The organism is Paracoccus sp. S4493, assembly GCF_000967735.1.
GTDB classification, from domain to species: domain Bacteria; phylum Pseudomonadota; class Alphaproteobacteria; order Rhodobacterales; family Rhodobacteraceae; genus Paracoccus; species Paracoccus marcusii.
Genome location: NZ_JXYF01000034.1, coordinates 17,163 through 35,806 on the forward strand (window position 1 = coordinate 17,163; position 18,644 = coordinate 35,806).

General features: G+C 68.3%; 17 protein-coding genes. 10 read left to right on the forward strand and 7 right to left on the reverse strand.

All coding sequences use genetic code 11. The features are described from left to right. Nucleotides 1-7: 7 nt before the first annotated feature. Together ligA and recG are read left to right on the forward strand one after the other, a co-directional pair. Nucleotides 8-2,143: an NAD-dependent DNA ligase LigA gene (ligA, locus tag TW83_RS06900; protein ID WP_045982063.1), complete on the forward strand. Its 2,136-nt coding sequence runs from the start codon at nucleotides 8-10 to the stop codon at nucleotides 2,141-2,143. Continuing rightward, a complete protein-coding gene (recG, locus tag TW83_RS06905; RefSeq protein ID WP_239441300.1) occupies nucleotides 2,116-4,236 on the forward strand; it encodes an ATP-dependent DNA helicase RecG in 2,121 nt (706 codons plus the stop codon). The genes ligA and recG overlap by 28 nt, the downstream gene beginning before the upstream one ends. Nucleotides 4,237-4,509: 273 nt before the next feature. On the opposite strand, the gene TW83_RS06910 is transcribed toward recG, so the two are convergent. Next, on the reverse strand, nucleotides 4,510-4,947 hold the full coding sequence (locus TW83_RS06910; RefSeq protein ID WP_045982039.1) for an iron-sulfur cluster assembly scaffold protein: 438 nt from the start codon (nucleotides 4,945-4,947) through the stop codon (nucleotides 4,510-4,512). Between the two features lie 72 nt (nucleotides 4,948-5,019). On the opposite strand from TW83_RS06910, the gene hisI reads away from it, so the two are divergent. Next, on the forward strand, nucleotides 5,020-5,376 hold the full coding sequence (gene hisI / locus TW83_RS06915) for a phosphoribosyl-AMP cyclohydrolase (RefSeq protein WP_127898056.1): 357 nt from the start codon (nucleotides 5,020-5,022) through the stop codon (nucleotides 5,374-5,376). On the opposite strand, the gene gluQRS is transcribed toward hisI, so the two are convergent. From gluQRS to TW83_RS06930, 3 genes are all read right to left on the reverse strand, one after another. Further along, the gene (gene gluQRS, locus TW83_RS06920; protein ID WP_045982041.1) at nucleotides 5,373-6,197 is read right to left on the reverse strand and encodes a tRNA glutamyl-Q(34) synthetase GluQRS; all 825 of its coding nucleotides are present in this window, start codon (nucleotides 6,195-6,197) and stop codon (nucleotides 5,373-5,375) included. The two genes, hisI and gluQRS, sit on opposite strands and share 4 nt — an antisense overlap. Next, a complete protein-coding gene (gene trmFO / locus TW83_RS06925; protein ID WP_045982042.1) occupies nucleotides 6,179-7,516 on the reverse strand; it encodes a methylenetetrahydrofolate--tRNA-(uracil(54)-C(5))-methyltransferase (FADH(2)-oxidizing) TrmFO in 1,338 nt (445 codons plus the stop codon). Before trmFO ends, gluQRS begins: the two co-directional genes overlap by 19 nt. Before the next feature lie 101 nt (nucleotides 7,517-7,617). Continuing rightward, on the reverse strand, nucleotides 7,618-8,247 hold the full coding sequence (locus TW83_RS06930; RefSeq protein WP_045982043.1) for a 50S ribosomal protein L25/general stress protein Ctc: 630 nt from the start codon (nucleotides 8,245-8,247) through the stop codon (nucleotides 7,618-7,620). Between the two features lie 209 nt (nucleotides 8,248-8,456). Here TW83_RS06930 and TW83_RS06935 point away from each other — a divergent pair, with 209 nt between their 5' ends. Continuing rightward, nucleotides 8,457-9,416 (forward strand): acyltransferase family protein, encoded by a 960-nt coding sequence (locus tag TW83_RS06935; RefSeq protein ID WP_045982044.1) that lies wholly within the window; start codon nucleotides 8,457-8,459, stop codon nucleotides 9,414-9,416. Here TW83_RS06935 and TW83_RS06940 read toward each other — a convergent pair. Further along, nucleotides 9,413-10,591, reverse strand: coding sequence for an alpha-hydroxy acid oxidase (locus TW83_RS06940; protein ID WP_045982045.1), 1,179 nt, complete (start codon nucleotides 10,589-10,591; stop codon nucleotides 9,413-9,415). The genes TW83_RS06935 and TW83_RS06940 overlap by 4 nt on opposite strands. 58 nt (nucleotides 10,592-10,649) lie before the next feature. Beyond that, the gene (locus TW83_RS06945; protein WP_052714686.1) at nucleotides 10,650-10,898 is read right to left on the reverse strand and encodes a hypothetical protein; all 249 of its coding nucleotides are present in this window, start codon (nucleotides 10,896-10,898) and stop codon (nucleotides 10,650-10,652) included. A gap of 76 nt (nucleotides 10,899-10,974) precedes the next feature. Between TW83_RS06945 and TW83_RS06950 the strand changes: the two genes are divergently transcribed. The 6 genes from TW83_RS06950 to TW83_RS06975 all read left to right on the forward strand — a co-directional run bounded on the left by TW83_RS06950 (nucleotide 10,975) and on the right by TW83_RS06975 (nucleotide 17,940). Next, nucleotides 10,975-11,559 carry a TetR/AcrR family transcriptional regulator gene (locus TW83_RS06950; RefSeq protein ID WP_045982046.1) on the forward strand — a complete coding sequence of 195 codons (585 nt, stop codon included), beginning with the start codon at nucleotides 10,975-10,977 and terminating at the stop codon, nucleotides 11,557-11,559. Nucleotides 11,560-11,601: 42 nt separating this feature from the next. Next, nucleotides 11,602-13,512: a DNA primase gene (gene dnaG / locus TW83_RS06955; protein WP_045982047.1), complete on the forward strand. Its 1,911-nt coding sequence runs from the start codon at nucleotides 11,602-11,604 to the stop codon at nucleotides 13,510-13,512. Nucleotides 13,513-13,662: 150 nt separating this feature from the next. Beyond that, nucleotides 13,663-15,636 (forward strand): RNA polymerase sigma factor RpoD, encoded by a 1,974-nt coding sequence (gene rpoD, locus TW83_RS06960; RefSeq protein WP_045982048.1) that lies wholly within the window; start codon nucleotides 13,663-13,665, stop codon nucleotides 15,634-15,636. Beyond that, complete coding sequence (locus TW83_RS06965) at nucleotides 15,626-16,051, forward strand: BLUF domain-containing protein (protein ID WP_052714688.1); 426 nt, start codon at nucleotides 15,626-15,628, stop codon at nucleotides 16,049-16,051. The genes rpoD and TW83_RS06965 overlap by 11 nt, the downstream gene beginning before the upstream one ends. 63 nt (nucleotides 16,052-16,114) lie before the next feature. After that, on the forward strand, nucleotides 16,115-17,518 hold the full coding sequence (gene rmuC / locus TW83_RS06970) for a DNA recombination protein RmuC (protein WP_045982049.1): 1,404 nt from the start codon (nucleotides 16,115-16,117) through the stop codon (nucleotides 17,516-17,518). After that, complete coding sequence (locus TW83_RS06975; protein ID WP_045982050.1) at nucleotides 17,515-17,940, forward strand: secondary thiamine-phosphate synthase enzyme YjbQ; 426 nt, start codon at nucleotides 17,515-17,517, stop codon at nucleotides 17,938-17,940. Before rmuC ends, TW83_RS06975 begins: the two co-directional genes overlap by 4 nt. On the opposite strand, the gene TW83_RS06980 is transcribed toward TW83_RS06975, so the two are convergent. Continuing rightward, a complete protein-coding gene (locus TW83_RS06980) occupies nucleotides 17,931-18,602 on the reverse strand; it encodes an SDR family NAD(P)-dependent oxidoreductase (RefSeq protein WP_045982051.1) in 672 nt (223 codons plus the stop codon). The genes TW83_RS06975 and TW83_RS06980 overlap by 10 nt on opposite strands. Nucleotides 18,603-18,644 lie beyond the last annotated feature (42 nt).

Here is an 18,644-nt window from a genome sequence, read left to right on the forward strand (position 1 = left end):
CCGGAAGATGGATCGCGGTCAGGCCGCGGACCGCATCGCGGATCTGGCGGCGCGGGTCGCCGCCGCGAACAAGGCCTATCACGCCGAGGACGCACCGCAGATATCGGACGCTGAATACGACGCGCTCAAGGCGCAGCTGGCGGCGCTGGAGCGGGACTTTCCCGATCTGGCGCTGCCCGACAGCCCGACCGGCAAGGTCGGCGCCGCCCCGGCCGAGGGCTTCGGCAAGATCGTCCACGCGCAACGCATGATGTCGTTGGGCAATGCCTTCACCGAGGGCGACGTCGCCGACTTCACCACCCGCGTCCGCAGCTTTCTGGGCCTTGCCCCCGACATGCCCCTGGAGGTGACGGCCGAGCCGAAGATCGACGGCCTGTCCCTGTCGCTGCGCTATGAAGACGGCGTGCTGGTCCATGCCGCGACCCGCGGCGATGGCGTGGTGGGAGAGAACGTGACCGCGAACGCCCGCACGATTTCCGACATCCCCCACCAACTGGAGGGTGACGTCCCCGCCATCCTTGAGGTGCGCGGCGAGGTCTACATGGGGCATGACGACTTTGCGGCGCTGAACGATGCGGGGCGGGTCTTTGCCAATCCGCGCAACGCGGCCGCGGGATCGCTGCGCCAGATCGACCCGGCGGTGACCGCGCGCCGGCCGCTGCGCTTCTTCGCCTATGGCTGGGGGCAGCTGTCCGAACCGCTGGCGCCGACGCAGATGGCCTCCGTGGAGCGGTTGGCCGCTCTGGGGTTCCAAACCAATCCGCTGACGCGCCTGTGCACCGACACCGCGCAGATGATCGCCACCTGGGCCGAGATCGAACAGCAGCGCGCCACCCTGGGCTATGACATCGACGGCGTGGTCTACAAGGTGAACGACCTTGCGTTCCAGGGACGGCTTGGCTTTCGGTCCACCACGCCCCGATGGGCCTTGGCGCACAAGTTTCCGGCCGAGACCGCCTGGACCCGGCTGGAGCGGATCGAGATCCAGGTCGGACGCACGGGCGCCCTGTCCCCCGTCGCGCGGCTGGAACCCGTGACCGTGGGCGGCGTGGTCGTGTCCAACGCGACGCTGCACAACGAGGATTACATCGCCGGGCGGGACAACTCTGGCGCGCCCATCCGCGACGGTCGCGACATCCGCGAGGGGGACTGGGTCAAGATCTATCGCGCCGGCGACGTGATCCCCAAGATCGCCGATGTCGACCTGTCGCGCAGGCCGGCGGACAGCGTGCCCTATGTCTTTCCGTCGCACTGCCCCGAATGCGGGTCCGAGGCGATCCGCGAGCCGGGCGACAGCGTGCGCCGCTGTACCGGCGGCCTGATCTGCCCCGCGCAGGCGGTGGAGAAGCTGAAGCATTTCGTCAGCCGCGCGGCCTTCGACATCGACGGGCTGGGCGCCAAGCAGATCGAGATGTTCTTCGCAGACGATCAGCTGCCCATCCGCGAGCCCGCCGACATCTTCACCCTGGCCGATCGCGATGCCCGGAACTTTACCAAGCTGAAGAACCGCGAGGGGTTCGGCGAACGCTCGGCCGAAAAGCTGTTCGCCGCGATCGAGGATCGCCGTTCGATCCCCATGGCCCGGCTGATCTTTGCCTTGGGCATCCGCCATGTGGGCGAGGTCGCGGCCGCGACCCTGGCCCGGCATTTCCACGACTGGCCTGCCTTGATCGCCGCCATCGACGGGGCGGCACGGGAGCCCGCCTTTGCCGCCCCGGACGACAAGGCCCGTCGCGTGGCGTTGGCCGACAGCCCGAACTGGGCCGAGCTGACCGGCATCGACGGCATCGGCGCGGTGCTGGTCGATTCGCTGGTGACGACATTCGCGCAGCCGACAGAACGCGCCAGCATCGACCGGCTGGCGACCCTTCTGGACATCCGGCCGGTGGATACCGCTAACGCGGTGCAGACCGAGATTTCCGGCAAGACGCTGGTCTTCACCGGTACGCTGGAGCGGATGACCCGCGCCGAGGCCAAGGCGCGGGCCGAGGCGATGGGGGCCAAGGTCGCGGGGTCCGTCAGCGCCAAGACCGACCTGCTGATCGCGGGGCCCGGGGCGGGGTCCAAGGCCGCCAAGGCCGAGGCCCTGGGCGTCACCGTCATCGACGAGGACGAATGGCTGCGCATCGCGGGGGTCGGATGACCGCGCCCAAGGGCCGCCCGCCCGCGCTGTTCCCGCTGTTTGCGGCCATCGACACGCTGCCCGGCATCGGCCCCAAGGGGCGCGCCGCGCTGGAGCAGATGGGCATCGACAAGCCGCGCGACCTGGTCCTGACGCTGCCGGCCAGCGGCATCACCCGCCGCCGCATCGCGCGCATCGCCGACGCCCGCGCGCCCGAGATCGTGACGATCACGGTGACCGTCACGCGCCACCATCCGCCCCAGGTCCGCGGCCGCCCGTTCCGGGTGCATTGCACCGACGGAGAGGGCGACCTGACGCTGGTGTTCTTCCGTCCGCGCGACAACTGGATCGAAAGCCAGCTGCCCGTGGGCGCGCGCCGCATCCTTAGCGGCAAGCTGGAACTGTTCGACGGGTTGGCCCAGATGGTGCATCCCGACCACATCCTGGCGGATGGCGAGGCGCTGCCGCCCAGCTTCGAGCCCGTCTATCCCCTGTCGGCGGGGCTGACGCAGAAGGGCATGGCCAAGGCGGTCGATGCCGCGCTGACCCGGCTGCCCCCGGTCGAGGAATGGATCGACCCGCAGCTGATCGCGCAGCGCGGCTGGCCCTCCTTTGCCGATGCGCTGCACCAGGCGCATGCGCCGCAATCGCCCGGCGCGCTGTCGCCCGACAGCCCGGCGCGGGCGCGGCTGGCCTATGACGAATTTCTGGCCCATCAGATGACCTTGGCATTGGTGCGGCGGGACAAGCGGCGGCTGAAGGGGCGGGCCAGTGCGGGTGACGGCGCCCTGCGCGCGCGGGTGCTGCAAAGCCTGCCTTGGCCGCCCACGGGCGCTCAGACCCGCGCGATCGCCGAGATCGCCGATGACATGGCCAGTGCGCGCCGCATGAACCGCCTGCTGCAGGGCGATGTCGGCGCGGGCAAGACGCTGGTCGCGCTGATGGCCGCCCTGGTTGCGGTCGAGGCCGGGGGACAGGCCGTGCTGATGGCGCCCACCGAGATCCTGGCCCGCCAGCATGCCCGCGCGCTGGAGCCGCTGGCGCGTGCGGCGGGGGTGCGGCTGGCGGCGCTGACCGGGCGCGACAAGCGCGACCTGCGCGGGCAGATCCTGACCGATCTGGCGGACGGCACCATCGACATCCTGGTCGGCACCCATGCGGTGTTCCAGAAGGACGTGACCTTCCACGACCTGCGCCTGGCCATCATCGACGAACAGCACCGCTTCGGTGTGGCCCAACGGCTGGAGCTGTCCGCCAAGGGCGACGTGCCGCCCGACATGCTGATCATGACCGCGACGCCCATTCCCCGGTCGCTGGCTTTGTCGCAATATGGCGATCTGGACCTGTCGGTGCTGGACGAAAAGCCGCCCGGACGCCAGCCCATCACCACGGTGATGATCGCGGACACGCGGCTGGACCAGGTCACCGAACGCCTGCGCGCCGCGATGGCGCAGGGCGCGCGCGCCTATTGGGTCTGCCCCCTGGTCGAGGAGAGCGAGGTCACCGATCTGACCGCGGCAGAGGCGCGGTTCACGCATCTGCGCGCGATCTTCGGCGACAGGGTGCGGCTGATCCACGGCCAGATGCCCCCCGACCAACGCGACGCGGCAATGGCCGATTTCGCCGACGGTACAGCGCAGCTGTTGGTTGCCACCACCGTGATCGAGGTGGGCGTGGACGTGCCCCAAGCCACGATCATGGTGATCGAACGCGCCGAAAGCTTTGGTCTGGCGCAGCTGCACCAGCTGCGGGGTCGGGTCGGGCGCGGGGCAGGGGCCTCGACCTGTCTGCTGATGTATCATGGGCCCTTAAACGAGACCGGCGCCCGCCGTCTGACCACCCTGCGCGACACCGAGGACGGGTTCCGCATCGCGGAGGTCGACCTTGAGATGCGGGGCGCGGGCGATGTGATCGGCACCGCGCAGTCGGGTCTGCCGCGGTTCCGCATCGCGGACCTGGAACACCAAGCCGGGCTGATGGCCGTGGCGCGCCAGGACGCACGGTCGCTGCTGGAACGCGATCCCACACTGGAGACCCCGCGGGGGCAGGCGCTGCGGCTGCTGATGTGGCTGATGCAGCAGGATCAGGCGATTCGACTGATCCAAGTCGGCTGACAAGGCCGAATGTTCTTAAAAAGTTCTTTACCGAATCAAGAGAACATGAGAACAAAGAGGCAACAGAGAGGAGTTGCCGTCATGACCAAAGACACCGCCATCGACCTGATCGGGGCCGCCGCGCTCAGCCTGACCACCATTGTCCTGCTGTGGCTGCCCGCCATGCTGCAGGTCTGACCGACTGCCCCGCGACGCAGGGATGGCGCCCCGCCTGTGCGCCATCCGTCCCCAAAGCTCGCGCACCTGGCCGGCCCCGCAGGGGGCCGGCCCTTTTCATGCGGATGCCTTGTCCAGCGCCTCCAGCGTGGCGTCCCAGGCCAGCAGGATCGACGGATGGCGGTTGGGATAGGCGCGCGCGGGCGTCAGCGCCTCGAGGTCGGAAAAGGGCGCGCCGGGGGCGGGTGCATCCTGGGTCAGCATCGCGCGCAACTGATCGCGCGCCTGAACGATGCCTGCCCGGTCCATGCCGATCACCGCCTGCCCCAGCACGGATGCCGAAGCCTGACCCAGGGCGCAGGCCCGCACCTCCTGCGCGAAATCGCTGATGCGGCCATCGGCCATCGACAGGTGCACAGTCACGGACGATCCGCATTGCGGCGACCGGCGCTGGACGCTCGCCTGTGCGTCGTCCAGCCGGCCCTGATGGGGGATGGCGGTCGTCAGCGCGAGGATGCGTCGCGAGTAAAGCTGCATCAGATCGGTTTCGGCCATGCGTCATCCCTTGGGGTTTCATCAGCGCGGGTCGATGAGTAGATAGGGACGGCCATGCCGAAAGGAAACCCGATGTTCGACCCCCTCAGCCTGAAATATGACGCGGCCGGCCTGATCCCCGCCATCGCGCAGGACGCCGCCTCGGGCGAGGTGCTGATGATGGCCTGGATGAACGCCGACGCCGTGGCCCGGACGCTGGAGACCGGGCGCGTGACCTATTGGTCGCGGTCGCGGTCGTCGTTCTGGATCAAGGGCGAAAGCTCGGGCCACGTCCAGGCGCTGGTCGAGATGCGCGTCGACTGCGACCGCGACTGTCTGCTGGTGCTGGTCGACCAGACCGGGCCCGCCTGCCACACGAACCGGCGCAGCTGCTTTTACACCGGCATCCGGGACGGGGCCGAGGTCGTGCTGACCGAACCGATGGTCTAAAGCCCGACCATGCGGCGGATGTCGTCCGGGGACGCTCCGTCCGCCCGGTACTGGCGGATCGCGCGGGCATCGTCGCGTTTCGCCAGCCGCCGCCCCCCCGTGTCGCGGATCAGCCGGTGGTGAAGATAAGCCGGCGTCGGCAGGTCCAGCAGGTGCTGCAGCAGCACGTGGATATGGGTCGACGCGAACAGGTCCATCCCCCGCGTCACCAGCGTGATCCCCTGTGCCGCGTCGTCCACGACAACCGCCAGATGATAGGACGTGCCCATCCCCCGTCGCGACAGGACCACGTCGCCGATGCCCGCAAGGAACTGCTGACGGTTCAGGACGTGGCTCTGGCCCTGATCCGTGAACCCGATGCTGTCCAGCCCAAGCGCGTCGAAGGCGCGACCGGCGTCCAGCCGGATCACATCGTCGGGGCCGGCATCGCGCAGGTCGCGGTGGCGGCAGGTGCCCGGATAGATCAGGCCATCCGGCCCGGCGGGCAGGGCGCCCTCCTGCGGGGCGGACAGCGCCACGCGAATATCGCCCCGGCGGCAGCGGCAGGGATAGGTCAGTGGCGCCAGCCGCGCCAGCGTGTCCTGATAGGCCGGCATGCGGTCGGACTGGCGCATGACCGGCTGCGGCCAGTCCAGGCCCAGCCAAGCCAGGTCTTCAAAGATCGCGGCCTCGTATTCCGGGCGACAGCGGTCGCGGTCGATATCCTCGATCCGCAGGTGGAAATCCCCCTGCGCCGCCGCGGTCAGGGCCGAAAACGCATGGCCCAGGTGCAGCAGCCCCGTGGGCGACGGCGCGAACCGTGTTACTGGGCGGCCAGCCATGCGTTGAAATCGTCCTTGGCGCGCTGCGTGTAGGCGGGATAGCGGTCCTTGCGGCCGCGGCGACCCGACCGGCTGTCGGGCAGGGGCGGGAACAGGCCAAAGTTCACGTTCATCGGCTGGAAGGTCTTGGCCTCGGCCCCGCCGGTGATGTGGTTGACCAGCGCGCCCATCGCGGTGGTGAAGGGCGGCGGCGCCAGATCGCGCCCCAGGGCCTGGGCTGCGGCCATCCGCCCCGCCAGCAGCCCCATCGCGGCGCTTTCGACGTATCCCTCGACCCCGGTGACCTGCCCGGCAAAGCGCAGGTTCGGCGCCAGGCGCAGGCGCATGCGGTCGTCCAGCAGCGTCGGGGAGTTCAGGAAACTGTTGCGGTGGATGCCGCCAAGCCGGGCAAAGCCGGCATTCTGCAGGCCAGGGATCATCCGGAACACCTGGGTCTGCGCGCCGTATTTCATCTTGGTCTGAAAGCCCACGATATTGTACAGCGTGCCCAGCGCGTTGTCGCGGCGCAGCTGGACCACGGCATAGGCCTTTTCCTGAGGCTTGTGGGCATTGGTCAGGCCCACGGGCTTCATCGGACCGTGGCGCAGGGTCTCGCGGCCGCGTTCGGCCATGACCTCGATGGGCAGGCAGCCATCGAAATAGCCCGCGGTCTCGCCCTCGTGGAACTCGGTCTTGTCGGCGGCCAGAAGTGCGTCGATGAAGGCCTCGTATTCGTCGCGGTTCATCGGGCAGTTGATATAGGCCTTCTGCTCGGCCTCCGTCTCGCCCTTGTCATAGCGCGACTGCTCCCAGGCGATCGACATGTCGATCGTGTCGGCATGCACGATGGGCGCGATGGCGTCGAAGAAGGCCAGCGCGTCCGTCCCCGTCACGCCGCGGATCGCCCCGGCCAGCGCGTCCGAGGTCAGCGGCCCCGTCGCCACGATCCAGTTGCCGGTGCCGGGCAGTTCGGTGATCTCTCCGGGAACGATGGTGATCAGCGGCTCTGCCTGAAGCGCGGCGGTGACGGCGGCCGAAAAGGCCTCGCGGTCCACGGCCAGCGCGCCGCCCGCGGGCAGGCGGTGGCGGCCAGCCATCTCCATGATCAGACCGCCGGCGGCTCGCATCTCCCAGTGCAGCTGGCCGACGGCGTTCATCACGTCGTCATCGGACCGGAAGCTGTTCGAACAGACCATCTCGGCGCAGTCGCCGGTCTTGTGGGCAAAGGTTTCGACCTGCGGGCGCATTTCGTGCAGCACGACGGGCACGCCCATCCGGGTGATCTGCCAGGCGGCTTCCGATCCGGCAAGGCCGGCACCGATGATGTGGACGGGTTCCATGCGTGTCTCCTTGACAGGTGGGCTAGCAAGGCCGTGGCGGAATGGAAAGGGGCGGCGCCGTCGGCACCGCCCCCAGGGTCATGCGACCGATCCGCGCGGGATCAGGCCTCGGCGGCTGCCTCGGCGGCGTCGCCGTCCTCTGCATCATCCTCGGCGCGCAGCGCCGACGGTGCAGCCAGGTTCGCGATCACGAAGTCACGGTCGATCGTCGCCTTGGCGCCGTTCGGCAGCGTGACGTCGCTGATGTGGATGGTGTCACCGATCTGGCGGCCTTCCAGGTCCACGGTCAGGTGATCGGGGATGTCACCCGCGGTCACGACCAGCTCGACCTCGGGACGCACGGTGACCAGGGTGCCGCCGCGCTTGAGGCCGGGGCACTTGTCCTCGTTGATGAACTCGACCGGAATGAACAGGTTCACCTTGGACGTGCGGCGCAGGCGCATGAAGTCGATGTGGATCGGCAGATCCTTGACGACGTCGCGCTGGACGCCGCGGCAGATGACGCGGACATCGTCCTGGCCCTCGACCTGCAGGTTCCACAGCGTGGACATGAAGCGGCCGGCGCGCAGCGTGGTCAGCAGCTTGTTGAAGTCGAACGCGATCGAGACGGGCTCTTTGCCGTCGCCATACACGATACCGGGCACCTTGCCTTCGCGGCGGGTCTGGCGGGCGGCCCCCTTGCCTGACCCCGCGCGTGCCTCGGCCACCAGATTCGGAATCTCTTTGGCCATTTTCTTAATCCTTAACCATGATTGAAGACGCCACCCTCCAAGGGTGCGTGGCGCCAAGCGGTGCCCTTAGCGCAGATAGGCCCGGATGTGAAGTCAGAAATGCCACGCCGCGCGACGCATGCGCGCAGGTGAATTGACTTGCCGGTCCCCCCGGCCCTATGGGCCGACAGGGCCTGTGCGCAAGGCGTGGGCGGGGCTTGGGGGCAGCGGTGGACAAGACGCAGGCGCGGCTGATGTCGGTGGACTATCTGCGGGTGGTGCTGGCCGCCTTCGTGGTCGTCGCGCATTCGGGCCTTGCCCGAGAGACTTTCCGGAGCTGGGGCGATGCGGGCCTGGTCGCGCTGGCCACGGGCAACAGCGTGCTGCGCGTCGCGGTGCCAGTCTTCACGCTGATCGCGGGGTATTTCCTGGCATCGGTGCTGCGGCGGGCGCGGCTGTCGGATTGGGTGGGGCATCTGCTGGTGCTCTATGCCGTCTGGTCGGTGGTCTATCTGCTGTTCCTGTGGCCCTATTACACGAACCGGCCCCTTGGCCTGACCGCGACCGAACTGACGCTTGGCTTCATGCACCTGTGGTTTCTGGAGGGGCTGGCGATCTCCGGCGTGATCCTGGGTGCGATGCGGCTGCTGGGATCGGGGGCCGTGGTCGCGTCGGCGGTCGTGCTGGGGCTGGTGGGGGTTGCGCTGCAATACGCGCGTATGACCGGCCTGTCCGAGATGCCCGTCGAACATTATCGCAACGGCCCCTTCTACCTCTATCTCTATCTGGTGATGGGCTGGTTGATGGCCGTGCATCCGCCGCGCCTGTCGACGGCTCTTCTGTGGGCGATGGTCGCGGGGGGGCTGGCCCTGACCATCGGCGAAAGCCTGTACTGGCTGCGCCGCATCGGAGAGGAGCCGCTGCTGGAGATCCCGGTCGGCCACCTGATCCTGTGTCCGGCGCTGCTCCTGCTGGTCATGCGGCTGCGGATGCCCGAGACGACGCTGCCCTTGGGGCGGGCGGCGGCGGGGATCTATGTTCTGCACGTGATCGTGCTGCAGGGGCTGCCGAAATTGGGGGTGGACCATCCCGGCGTCACGGCGGTCCTGGGGATCGCCTTGCCGTTCCTGCTGGTCTGGGGCGTCAGCCTTGCGGGCCGACGCCACCGCTGGTTGTCGCGCCTGTTCTAGGCCGGCTGGCCGATCTGGTATTCGTCCAGGAAGTCGCGCGGGATCAGCAGATGCTCGGGCCCGATATTGTCCAGGTCGCGTTCGCCGCACAGCGCCATGCTGATGTCCAGCTCCTTGCGGATGATCTCCAGCGCGCGGGTCACGCCGGCCTCTCCCATCGCGCCCAGCCCGTGCAGCCAGGCCCGTCCGATCCAGGTGCCGTGCGCGCCAAGCGCCAGCGCCTTGAGCACGTCCTGACCCGACCGGATGCCGCTGTCCATGTGGACCTCGACCCGGTCGCCCACCGCCTTGACGATATGGGGCAGCATCCGGATCGACGACAGGGCGCCGTCCAGCTGTCGCCCGCCATGGTTGCTGACGATGATCGCGTCCGCGCCGAAATCGGCGGCCATGCGGGCGTCTTCGGGGTCCAGGATGCCCTTCAGGATCAGCTTGCCACCCCACATGTCGCGGATCCTGGCGATCTTGTCCCAGTCCAGGCGCTCGTCGAACTGCTCCGCCGTCCAGCTCATCAGGCTGGAGGTGTCGCCCACGCCCTTGGCATGACCCACGATATTGCCGAAGAAGCGGCGCTTGGTCCTCAGCATGCCCATGCCCCACCGCCAGCGGGTGGACAGGTCCAGCACCGTGGGCAGGGTCATCTTGGGTGGCGCGGACAGGCCGTTCTTCAGGTCCTTGTGCCGCTGGCCCAGGATCTGCAGGTCCAGCGTCAGGACCAGCGCGCTGCAGTTGGCGGCCTTGGCGCGTTCGATGATGGCGGCCACGAAATCCTGGTCCTTCATCACGTACAGCTGGAACATGAAGGGCGCGGTCGTATGCGCGGCCACGTCCTCGATCGAACAGATCGACATGGTGGACAGACAGAACGGCACGCCGAACTTCTCGGCCGCGCGGGCGGCGTGGATCTCTCCGTCGGCATGCTGCATGCCTGTCATGCCGACCGGAGCCAGCGCCACCGGCATGGTCACCGCCTGACCCGCCATCTGCCGCGACAGGCGGCGGTCGGACATGTCCACGGCGACCTTCTGGCGCAGCTTCAGCCGCGCGAAATCGGTCGTGTTGTCGCGAAAGGTCTGTTCGGTATAGCTGCCCGATTCCGCGTAATCGTAGAACATCTTGGGCGTGCGGGCGCGGTGCATCCGCTTGAGATCGTCGATGCAGGTGATGACGGGCATGGCATGGCCTTTCGCGAACTGGTCAAAACTTATTACCAGTTGCGCGGGCCCCTGGCAATCACCCGCCCGCGCGTCCCCGCAGGCCCGGATCGACCACCGGGCCGCGCAGCGCATCGGCCCGCGCCTGCAGGGCGGCTGCACGGGCGGCGGTCGCATCCTCCAGCGGTGCGGGGTCGGTGCGGGCCGCGGTCGCATGGGCGGGCAGGGCGGGTTCGGCCAGCGCCTGTTCCGTCGGCAGCAGGCGGGGATAGTCCCCGTCGGCGGTGCAGGCGGCCAGCGTCAGCGCAAGGATCAGAGCGTGTCTCATGGCGGCGACGATACGCGGGCCGGGGGCGCCCGGCAACGCCTTCCCTCGGCCGTGGCCGCGCGCTAGACACGGGGCCATGGCCCGCACCACCGGTTCCCGCGCCGAAATCACCGGCCCCCTGATCCGCGACAAGGCCCGCCGCCTGTTCGCGCGGCAGGGCTATGCCGCCGTGTCGATGCGCCAGATCGCGGCTGCCGTGGGCGTGCAGGCCGGCGCGCTCTACGCCTATACGCCCGACAAGCAGGCGCTGCTGGCCGACCTGCTGGAAAGCCACATGCAGGAGCTGCTGGACGCCTGGTCGGACGATCCGGCGGCCGGGCCGCTGGCGCGGCTGGAACGCTTCGTGCGGTTCCACATCGATTTCAGCCTGGATCACAGCGACGCGGTGTTCCTGTCCTACATGGAGCTGCGCAACCTGACGCCCGACAATTTCGCCCGCATCGCGGCGCTGCGGGGCCGGTACGAGGCCGCGTTGGAACGGATCCTGCGCGACGGGGTCGCCTCCCGCTCCATGCGGATCGAGGATCCCAAGCTGACCACGCTGGCCCTGATCGCGATGCTGACCGGGGTGACGAACTGGTACCGCGAAGGCGGGCGCCTGGACAGGGGCCGCATCGCCCAGATCTATTGGGGGCTGGCCCGCGGCGCGGTGGGTGCCTGAAGGCGCTTGCTGCCCCCCGCGCCATGCCGGATAATCGCGCCCATGTCCCTGCCCCCCGGTTTCCTTGACGAGATTCGCAACCGCGTCCCGATCAGCCGGGTGATCGGCAAGAAGGTCACGTGGGATCTGCGCAAGTCGAACCAGGCGCGCGGCGACTGGTGGGCACCGTGCCCCTTCCACCAGGAAAAGTCCGCCAGCTTTCACTGCGACGACCAGAAGGGCTATTATTACTGCTTCGGCTGTCAGGCCAAGGGCGACGCCATCGGTTTCCTGCGCGACCACGACGGGATGGAGTTCATCGAGGCGGTCAAGCTCTTGGCCGCCGAGGCCGGGCTAATCATGCCCGAACCCGACCCCCGTGCCCGCGAAAAGACCGACAGGCGGACGCGGCTGCTGGAGGTGACCGAGGCCGCCTGCCGCTGGTTCCGCCTGCAGTTGCAGACCGGCGCCGCGGCGGATGCGCGCGATTACCTGGACCGCCGCGGCCTGGACGCCGCCGCACTGGACCGGTTCGAGATCGGCTTTGCCCCCGATCACCGCACCGCCCTGACCGCGGCCCTGCGCGACAAGGGCTTTGCCGAGGATCAGATCGTCGAGGCCGGCATGTCCGCCCGGCCCGAAGGCGGCGGCGCGGCCTATGACCGGTTCCGGGGGCGCATCATCTTTCCGATCCGCGACGGACAGGGCCGCTGCATCGGCTTTGGCGGCCGGGCGATGGACCCGAACGCGCGGGCGAAATACCTCAACAGCCCGGAAACGCCGCTTTTCGACAAGGGGCGCAACCTGTATAACCTTGGCCCTGCGCGCAGCGCGGTCGCCAAGGGTCAGCGGCTGGTCGTGGCCGAAGGCTACATGGACGTGATCGCCTTGGCCCGCGCGGGGTTCGAGGGGGCGGTGGCTCCCCTGGGCACCGCCATCACCGAGGAGCAGCTGCGCCTGATGTGGCGCGTCTCGCCCGAACCGGTGATCGCGCTGGACGGCGATGCGGCGGGCCAGCGCGCGGCGCAGCGGCTGATCGACCTGGCGTTGCCGCTGACCGGACCCGGACAGGCACTGCGCTTTGTCATTTTGCCCGCGGGGCAGGATCCCGACGATCTGATCAAGGCATCCGGCCCGGGCGCGATGGGGGTGCTGCTGGATCAGGCACGGCCCATGCTGGATCTGCTCTGGGGGCGCGAGACGCAGGGGCAGGTCTTCGACAGCCCCGAACGCAAGGCGGCCCTGGATCGCCGCCTGGCCGAGGCTGTTGCCCGCATCCCCGATGAACGCACCCGCGCGCTGTACTCCGAGGATATCCGGCGCAAGCAGTGGGAGCTCTTCGGCGGTGGCGCCCGCAAGACCACCCCGCGGGGGGGCGCGGCCGGGCGTGGCCCGGCCCGGCGCCAAGGGGCCTCGATGGCCCCGCGGGCGCCGTCCCTGCCGGTGGGGATCAACGTCCCGGAACAGGGAGAGGGGACGCTGGAAGGCGCCGCCCTGCTGATCTGTGCGTTGCGCCCTTCAGTCGTGGCGCATGTCGAGGCGCGTCTTGAACGCGTGCTGCCGCGCGACCCGGACCGCGCGGCGCTGCTTCATGATCTGCTGACCCATACCGACAGCCCGGCCGGGCGGCGCGGCCTTGAAACCCTGCGCCGCGACGCCCATCTGGGCCTGACGCCCGCAATCATCGAACGGAAGGACGACGACGGCGCCGTGACGATGCTGCTGGACCTTCTGGACCGCATCGAGGTCGCGCGCGCCACGACGCACGAACTGCCCCGCGCCGAATCCGAGATCCAGGGAGAGGCCGATGAGGGACTGACATGGCGGATCAGCCAGATAACCCGCGCCCGCCACCGGGCCGAGAACCCCGAGATGGAGACGTCGGGCGACATGAACGAGGATCGCGACGCCATGTCGGCGCAATTGTCGGATTGGCTGTCGGGCCAGATCTGGCGCAAGCCGCCCCGGCGGTGACCGCGATTCGCAACCCCCGGGGGTTGCGAATCATCAGCGCGCCCGGCCTTTGATTCGGCCGGGAAGCACGTTAGAACCGAAGCAACTTTGCGACGATTCGCACGCACATGCGAATCACCCGCCCACGATCTCGCCGAGAAGGAGCCCTGGATGGCCGCCAAGGACGATGACCACGACAAGACCGACAAGGACGACAATGCCCATACGTTGGACATGAGCCAGGCGGCGGTCAAGAAGATGATCGCCGAGGCACGCGAGCGTGGCTACATCACCTACGACCAGCTGAACGCCGTCCTGCCGCCCGAGCAGGTCAGCAGCGAGCAGATCGAGGACGTCATGTCGATGCTGTCCGAAATGGGCATCAACGTCATCGAGGACGACGACGCCGCCGAGGAGTCGGAGGGCGGGGCCATCGTCACCACCGGGTCCGGGTCGCGCGAACTTGCCGTGTCGGCCAGCGAGACCGAAAAGCTGGACCGCACCGACGACCCCGTCCGCATGTACCTGCGCGAGATGGGATCGGTCGAGCTGCTCTCCCGCGAGGGCGAGATCGCCATCGCCAAGCGGATCGAGGCGGGGCGCAACACCATGATCGCGGGCCTGTGCGAGAGCCCGCTGACGTTCAAGGCCATCACGCTTTGGCGCGAGGAGCTTCTGGACGAAGAGATCCTGCTGCGCGACGTCATCGATCTCGAGACCACCTTCGGCCAGTCCATGGACGACGAGGAGGCCGAGGAGGTCGAACTGACCGTCGAGGGCGAGGCCAGCCCTGCCGCGACCAAGCGCGAGGAATTCGACGCCGACGGCAACCCCCTGCGCGTCGAGGATGACGAGGACGAGGACGAGGGCGCCAACCTGTCGTTGGCCGCGATGGAGGCAAGCCTCAAGCCCAAGGTCCTGGAGACGCTGGAAGCCATCGCCCATCACTACGAGGGGCTGGCCGACATGCAGGACCAGCGCATGTCCGCGACGCTGAACGAGGACAACAGCTTCTCGGCCAGTGCCGAGAGCGACTATCAGAACCTGCGGTCGGAAATCGTCGTCCTGGTGAACTCGCTGCACCTGAACAGCGGCCGGATCGAGGCGCTTGTCGATCAGCTTTACGGCATCAACCGCCGGATCGTCACCATCGACAGCGGCATGGTCAAGCTGGCCGACGCGGCCCGCATCAACCGCCGCGAATTCATCGACGCCTATCGCGGCAGCGAGCTGGACCCGAACTGGGTGGACCGCATGTCCGCGCAGGCCGGGCGCGGCTGGCAGGCGCTGTTCGACCGGTCGCGCGACCAGGTCGAGCGTCTGCGCGGCGACATGGCCGAGGTCGGCCAGTATGTCGGTGTCGACATCGAGGAATTCCGCCGGATCGTCAGCCAGGTCCAGCGCGGCGAGAAGGAGGCCCGTCAGGCCAAGAAGGAGATGGTCGAGGCCAACCTGCGCCTGGTCATCTCGATCGCCAAGAAATACACGAACCGCGGCCTGCAGTTCCTGGACCTGATCCAGGAGGGCAACATCGGCCTGATGAAGGCCGTGGACAAGTTCGAATACCGCCGCGGCTACAAGTTCTCGACCTATGCGACCTGGTGGATCCGTCAGGCGATCACCCGGTCCATCGCGGATCAGGCGCGCACGATCCGCATCCCGGTCCACATGATCGAGACGATCAACAAGCTGGTCCGCACCGGCCGCCAGATGCTGCACGAGATCGGTCGCGAACCGACCCCCGAGGAACTGGCCGAGAAGCTGCAGATGCCGCTGGAGAAGGTCCGCAAGGTGATGAAGATCGCCAAGGAGCCGATCAGCCTCGAGACCCCGATCGGGGACGAGGAGGACAGCCAGCTTGGCGATTTCATCGAGGACAAGAACGCCGTCCTGCCGCTGGACAGCGCCATCCAGGAGAACCTCAAGGAGACCACGACCCGCGTCCTGGCAAGCCTGACGCCCCGCGAGGAACGGGTGCTGCGCATGCGCTTCGGCATCGGCATGAACACCGACCACACCCTGGAGGAGGTCGGCCAGCAGTTCAGCGTAACCCGCGAACGCATCCGCCAGATCGAGGCCAAGGCGCTGCGCAAGCTGAAGCATCCGTCGCGGAGCAGAAAGCTGCGGTCCTTCCTTGACCAGTGATCTGGACGACCTGCAGGGCCTGGGCTTTGTCCTCTACCGCAGCACCGCGCGTGCCGGTCTGGACGGCTCGGCCATGCAGGACATCCTGCGCACCGCGCGCCATCGCAACCAGTCGCTCGGCCTGACCGGATGCCTGCACCACGAGGACGGCCTGTTCTTCCAGTGGCTGGAGGGACCGGCCGACGGCCTGCGGAAGGTGGTGGCGTCGCTGATGGACGACGACCGTCATCGCGATTTCGAGATTCTGGACCAGGGCGCTTTGGATCACCGGCGCTTTCAGGATTGGCGGATGCGTTTCTCGGACCGGGACAGGGCATCGCTGATGGACTGGTTCGCGCGGTCCGACAGTTCGACCGTGCATCGCGGGGATTATGCGGGCGGCGTGGTCGCCTTCATGATGGGCCTCGATCTCTGACAGCGCCTTGCGCTTGCTGCACAAACTGTGAACACTGCCCCGAAACGACGGGGTGGTGACAGGATGCAGTTCGACGATGCCGGGGCGTGGCTTTCCGACATGACGGTGATCGGGCCGGCCTTGGCGGTCGTGCTGGCGCTGCTGCTGTGGTGGCGCGGGCAGGTGGCACTGTCGCGGATGCGTGTGCGCGCGACACTGGCCGAGGATCGACTGCACGAGGCGAACCTGGACCGCACCCGCGCGCAGACCCGGGCCGAGGCGCAGGATGCCCGCCTTGCCGATCTGACCGAAGAGCGGGACGGTCTGACCGACGCGCTGCATCACGCCCGCCGGCAGGCGGCGCAGCTGGAGACAAGTCTGGCCGAAACACGCCTGCGCGCCGAGAAAGACGCCGAGGCCAGCGCGCGCGAGGTCGCCACCCTGCGGGAACTGCGCGCCGAGATGACGCAACAGTTCAAGCTGCTGTCGGCAGAGACGCTGCGCGCGCAGCAGGACGACCTGCAACGGTTGCAGAACGACCAGCTGGCGGCCCTGCTGACCCCGTTCCGCGATCAGGTCGGCCGGTTCCAGACAGAGCTGCAGGCCCGGAACAAGGTGCTGGACGAGGAATCGGCCCGCCTGCGCGAACAGATCCTGTCCCTGCACAACCGCAGCGAACAGATCAGCCGCGAGGCCGTCAACCTGACCCGCGCCCTGAAGGGTGACAAGCAGCAGCAGGGTGCCTGGGGCGAGATGGTTCTGGAGCGCATCCTGGAGGATTCGGGGCTGATGGCCGGGACGCATTACGACCTGCAGTCCAGCTGGCGCGACGACGACGGCAAGCTGTGGCGTCCTGACGTGGTGGTCAAGATGCCGCGCGGCAAGGTCATGGTCATCGACAGCAAGGTGTCGCTGAACGATTACGAGGCCTCGGTGACGCTGGACGATCCGGCGGCCTCTGCCGCGGCGCTGCGCCGCCACGTGGCCGCCATCCGCACGCACATCGCCACGCTGTCGGGCAAGGGCTATCAGCGGATGGACGACAACTCCGTCGATTACGTGCTGATGTTCATCCCGATCGAGGGGGCGTTCTCGGACGCGCTGCGGGCCGATCCGGCATTGGCGGCATTCGCGATGGAACGCCGCGTGGGGCTGACGACGCCCACGACGCTGATGCTGACGCTGCGCACGGTCGATCACATCTGGGCGGTCGAGCGGCGCGAAAGCAACGCGCTGGAGATCGCGCGCCGGGCGGGGCAGTTGTATGACAAGGTCGCGGGCTTTGTCGAGGCGATGGACGGCGTCGGCCGCGCGCTGGACCAGGCCAACCGCGCCCACGGTCAGGCGATGGACCGGCTGACGCGCGGGTCCGGCAATGTCATCCGTCAGGTCGAGATGCTGCGGTCCCTGGGCGCACGTGCCAGCAAGCAGATCGACCTTGACCATGACCGCGACGATGCGCTGCTGGGCCCGGAGGCCGCCGAATGATGCATGTCCTGACTGTCGCCACTCAGGGGCCCGCCTGTCACGACATCACCGCGGAACTGGCCGATTGGCTGCGTTCCGGCGGCGCGGTCCGGGGGGTGCTGACCCTCATCGTGCAACATACGTCCGCGTCGCTGTTGATCCAAGAGAATGCCGACCCCGAGGTGCAGGCTGACCTACTGGCATGGCTGGACCGTCTGGCCCCGCCCGCCGACGATCCGTCCATGGGCTGGATCACGCACCGCTATGAGGGGCCTGACGACATGCCCGCGCATCTGAAGGCGGCCGTTTTGCCAACGACCCTGCAGATCCCGGTCGACCGGGGTCGGATGATGCTGGGCCGCTGGCAGGGCATCTATCTGGTGGAACACCGCCGCGCCCCGCATCGGCGTCAGGTCATGGCGATGTTCGCGCCTCAGGCCTGAGGCATCAGATACACTTCGCGGATCGCGGCGCGGTCCGGGGCGGTGATCATGTGCATGACGGCGGCGGCGACATCGGCCGGCTGCAGCTTGTCCGGGGCGCCGTCGTCAAAGAACGCGGTGTCGACCATCCCCGGCGCCACGACGCAGCAGCGCCCACCCCATTCGCGCATCTCTTCGGCCAAGTTGCCAGCATAGCCGTGCACGAACCACTTGGTCGCGCCATAGATCGAGCCCTTGATGTGCTGGCGTCCCGCCGCGGACCCGGTCAGCACCAGCGTTCCCCGCGTCTGGCGCAGATGCGGCAGCAGGGCGCGCGCCGTCAGGACAACGCCCATGACGTTCAGGTCGATCATCCCGCGAATGTCGTCCAGATCGCCCGCCTCGGTCCCCGGCTTGGAAAGGCCGCGCCCTGCATTGGCATAGGCCGCGTCGATGCCGCCGAAATGGTCGGCGACCTGGGCCGCGGCGGCTGTCAGCGCGTCGATGACGGTGGCATCGCCGCTGACGACCATCGCCCGGTCACCCAGTTCCTCCGCCAGGGCGGACAGCTTGTCCGCGGACCGGGCGAATAGCGCGACGTTCCAGCCGGCGGCAACGGCAGCGCGCGCAGTCGCCGCACCGATGCCCGAGGAGGCGCCGGTGATGAACAGGGTCTGGGTCATGAATGCCTCAATCGGTTGAATCCCGCAGGAAATTACGGGCGG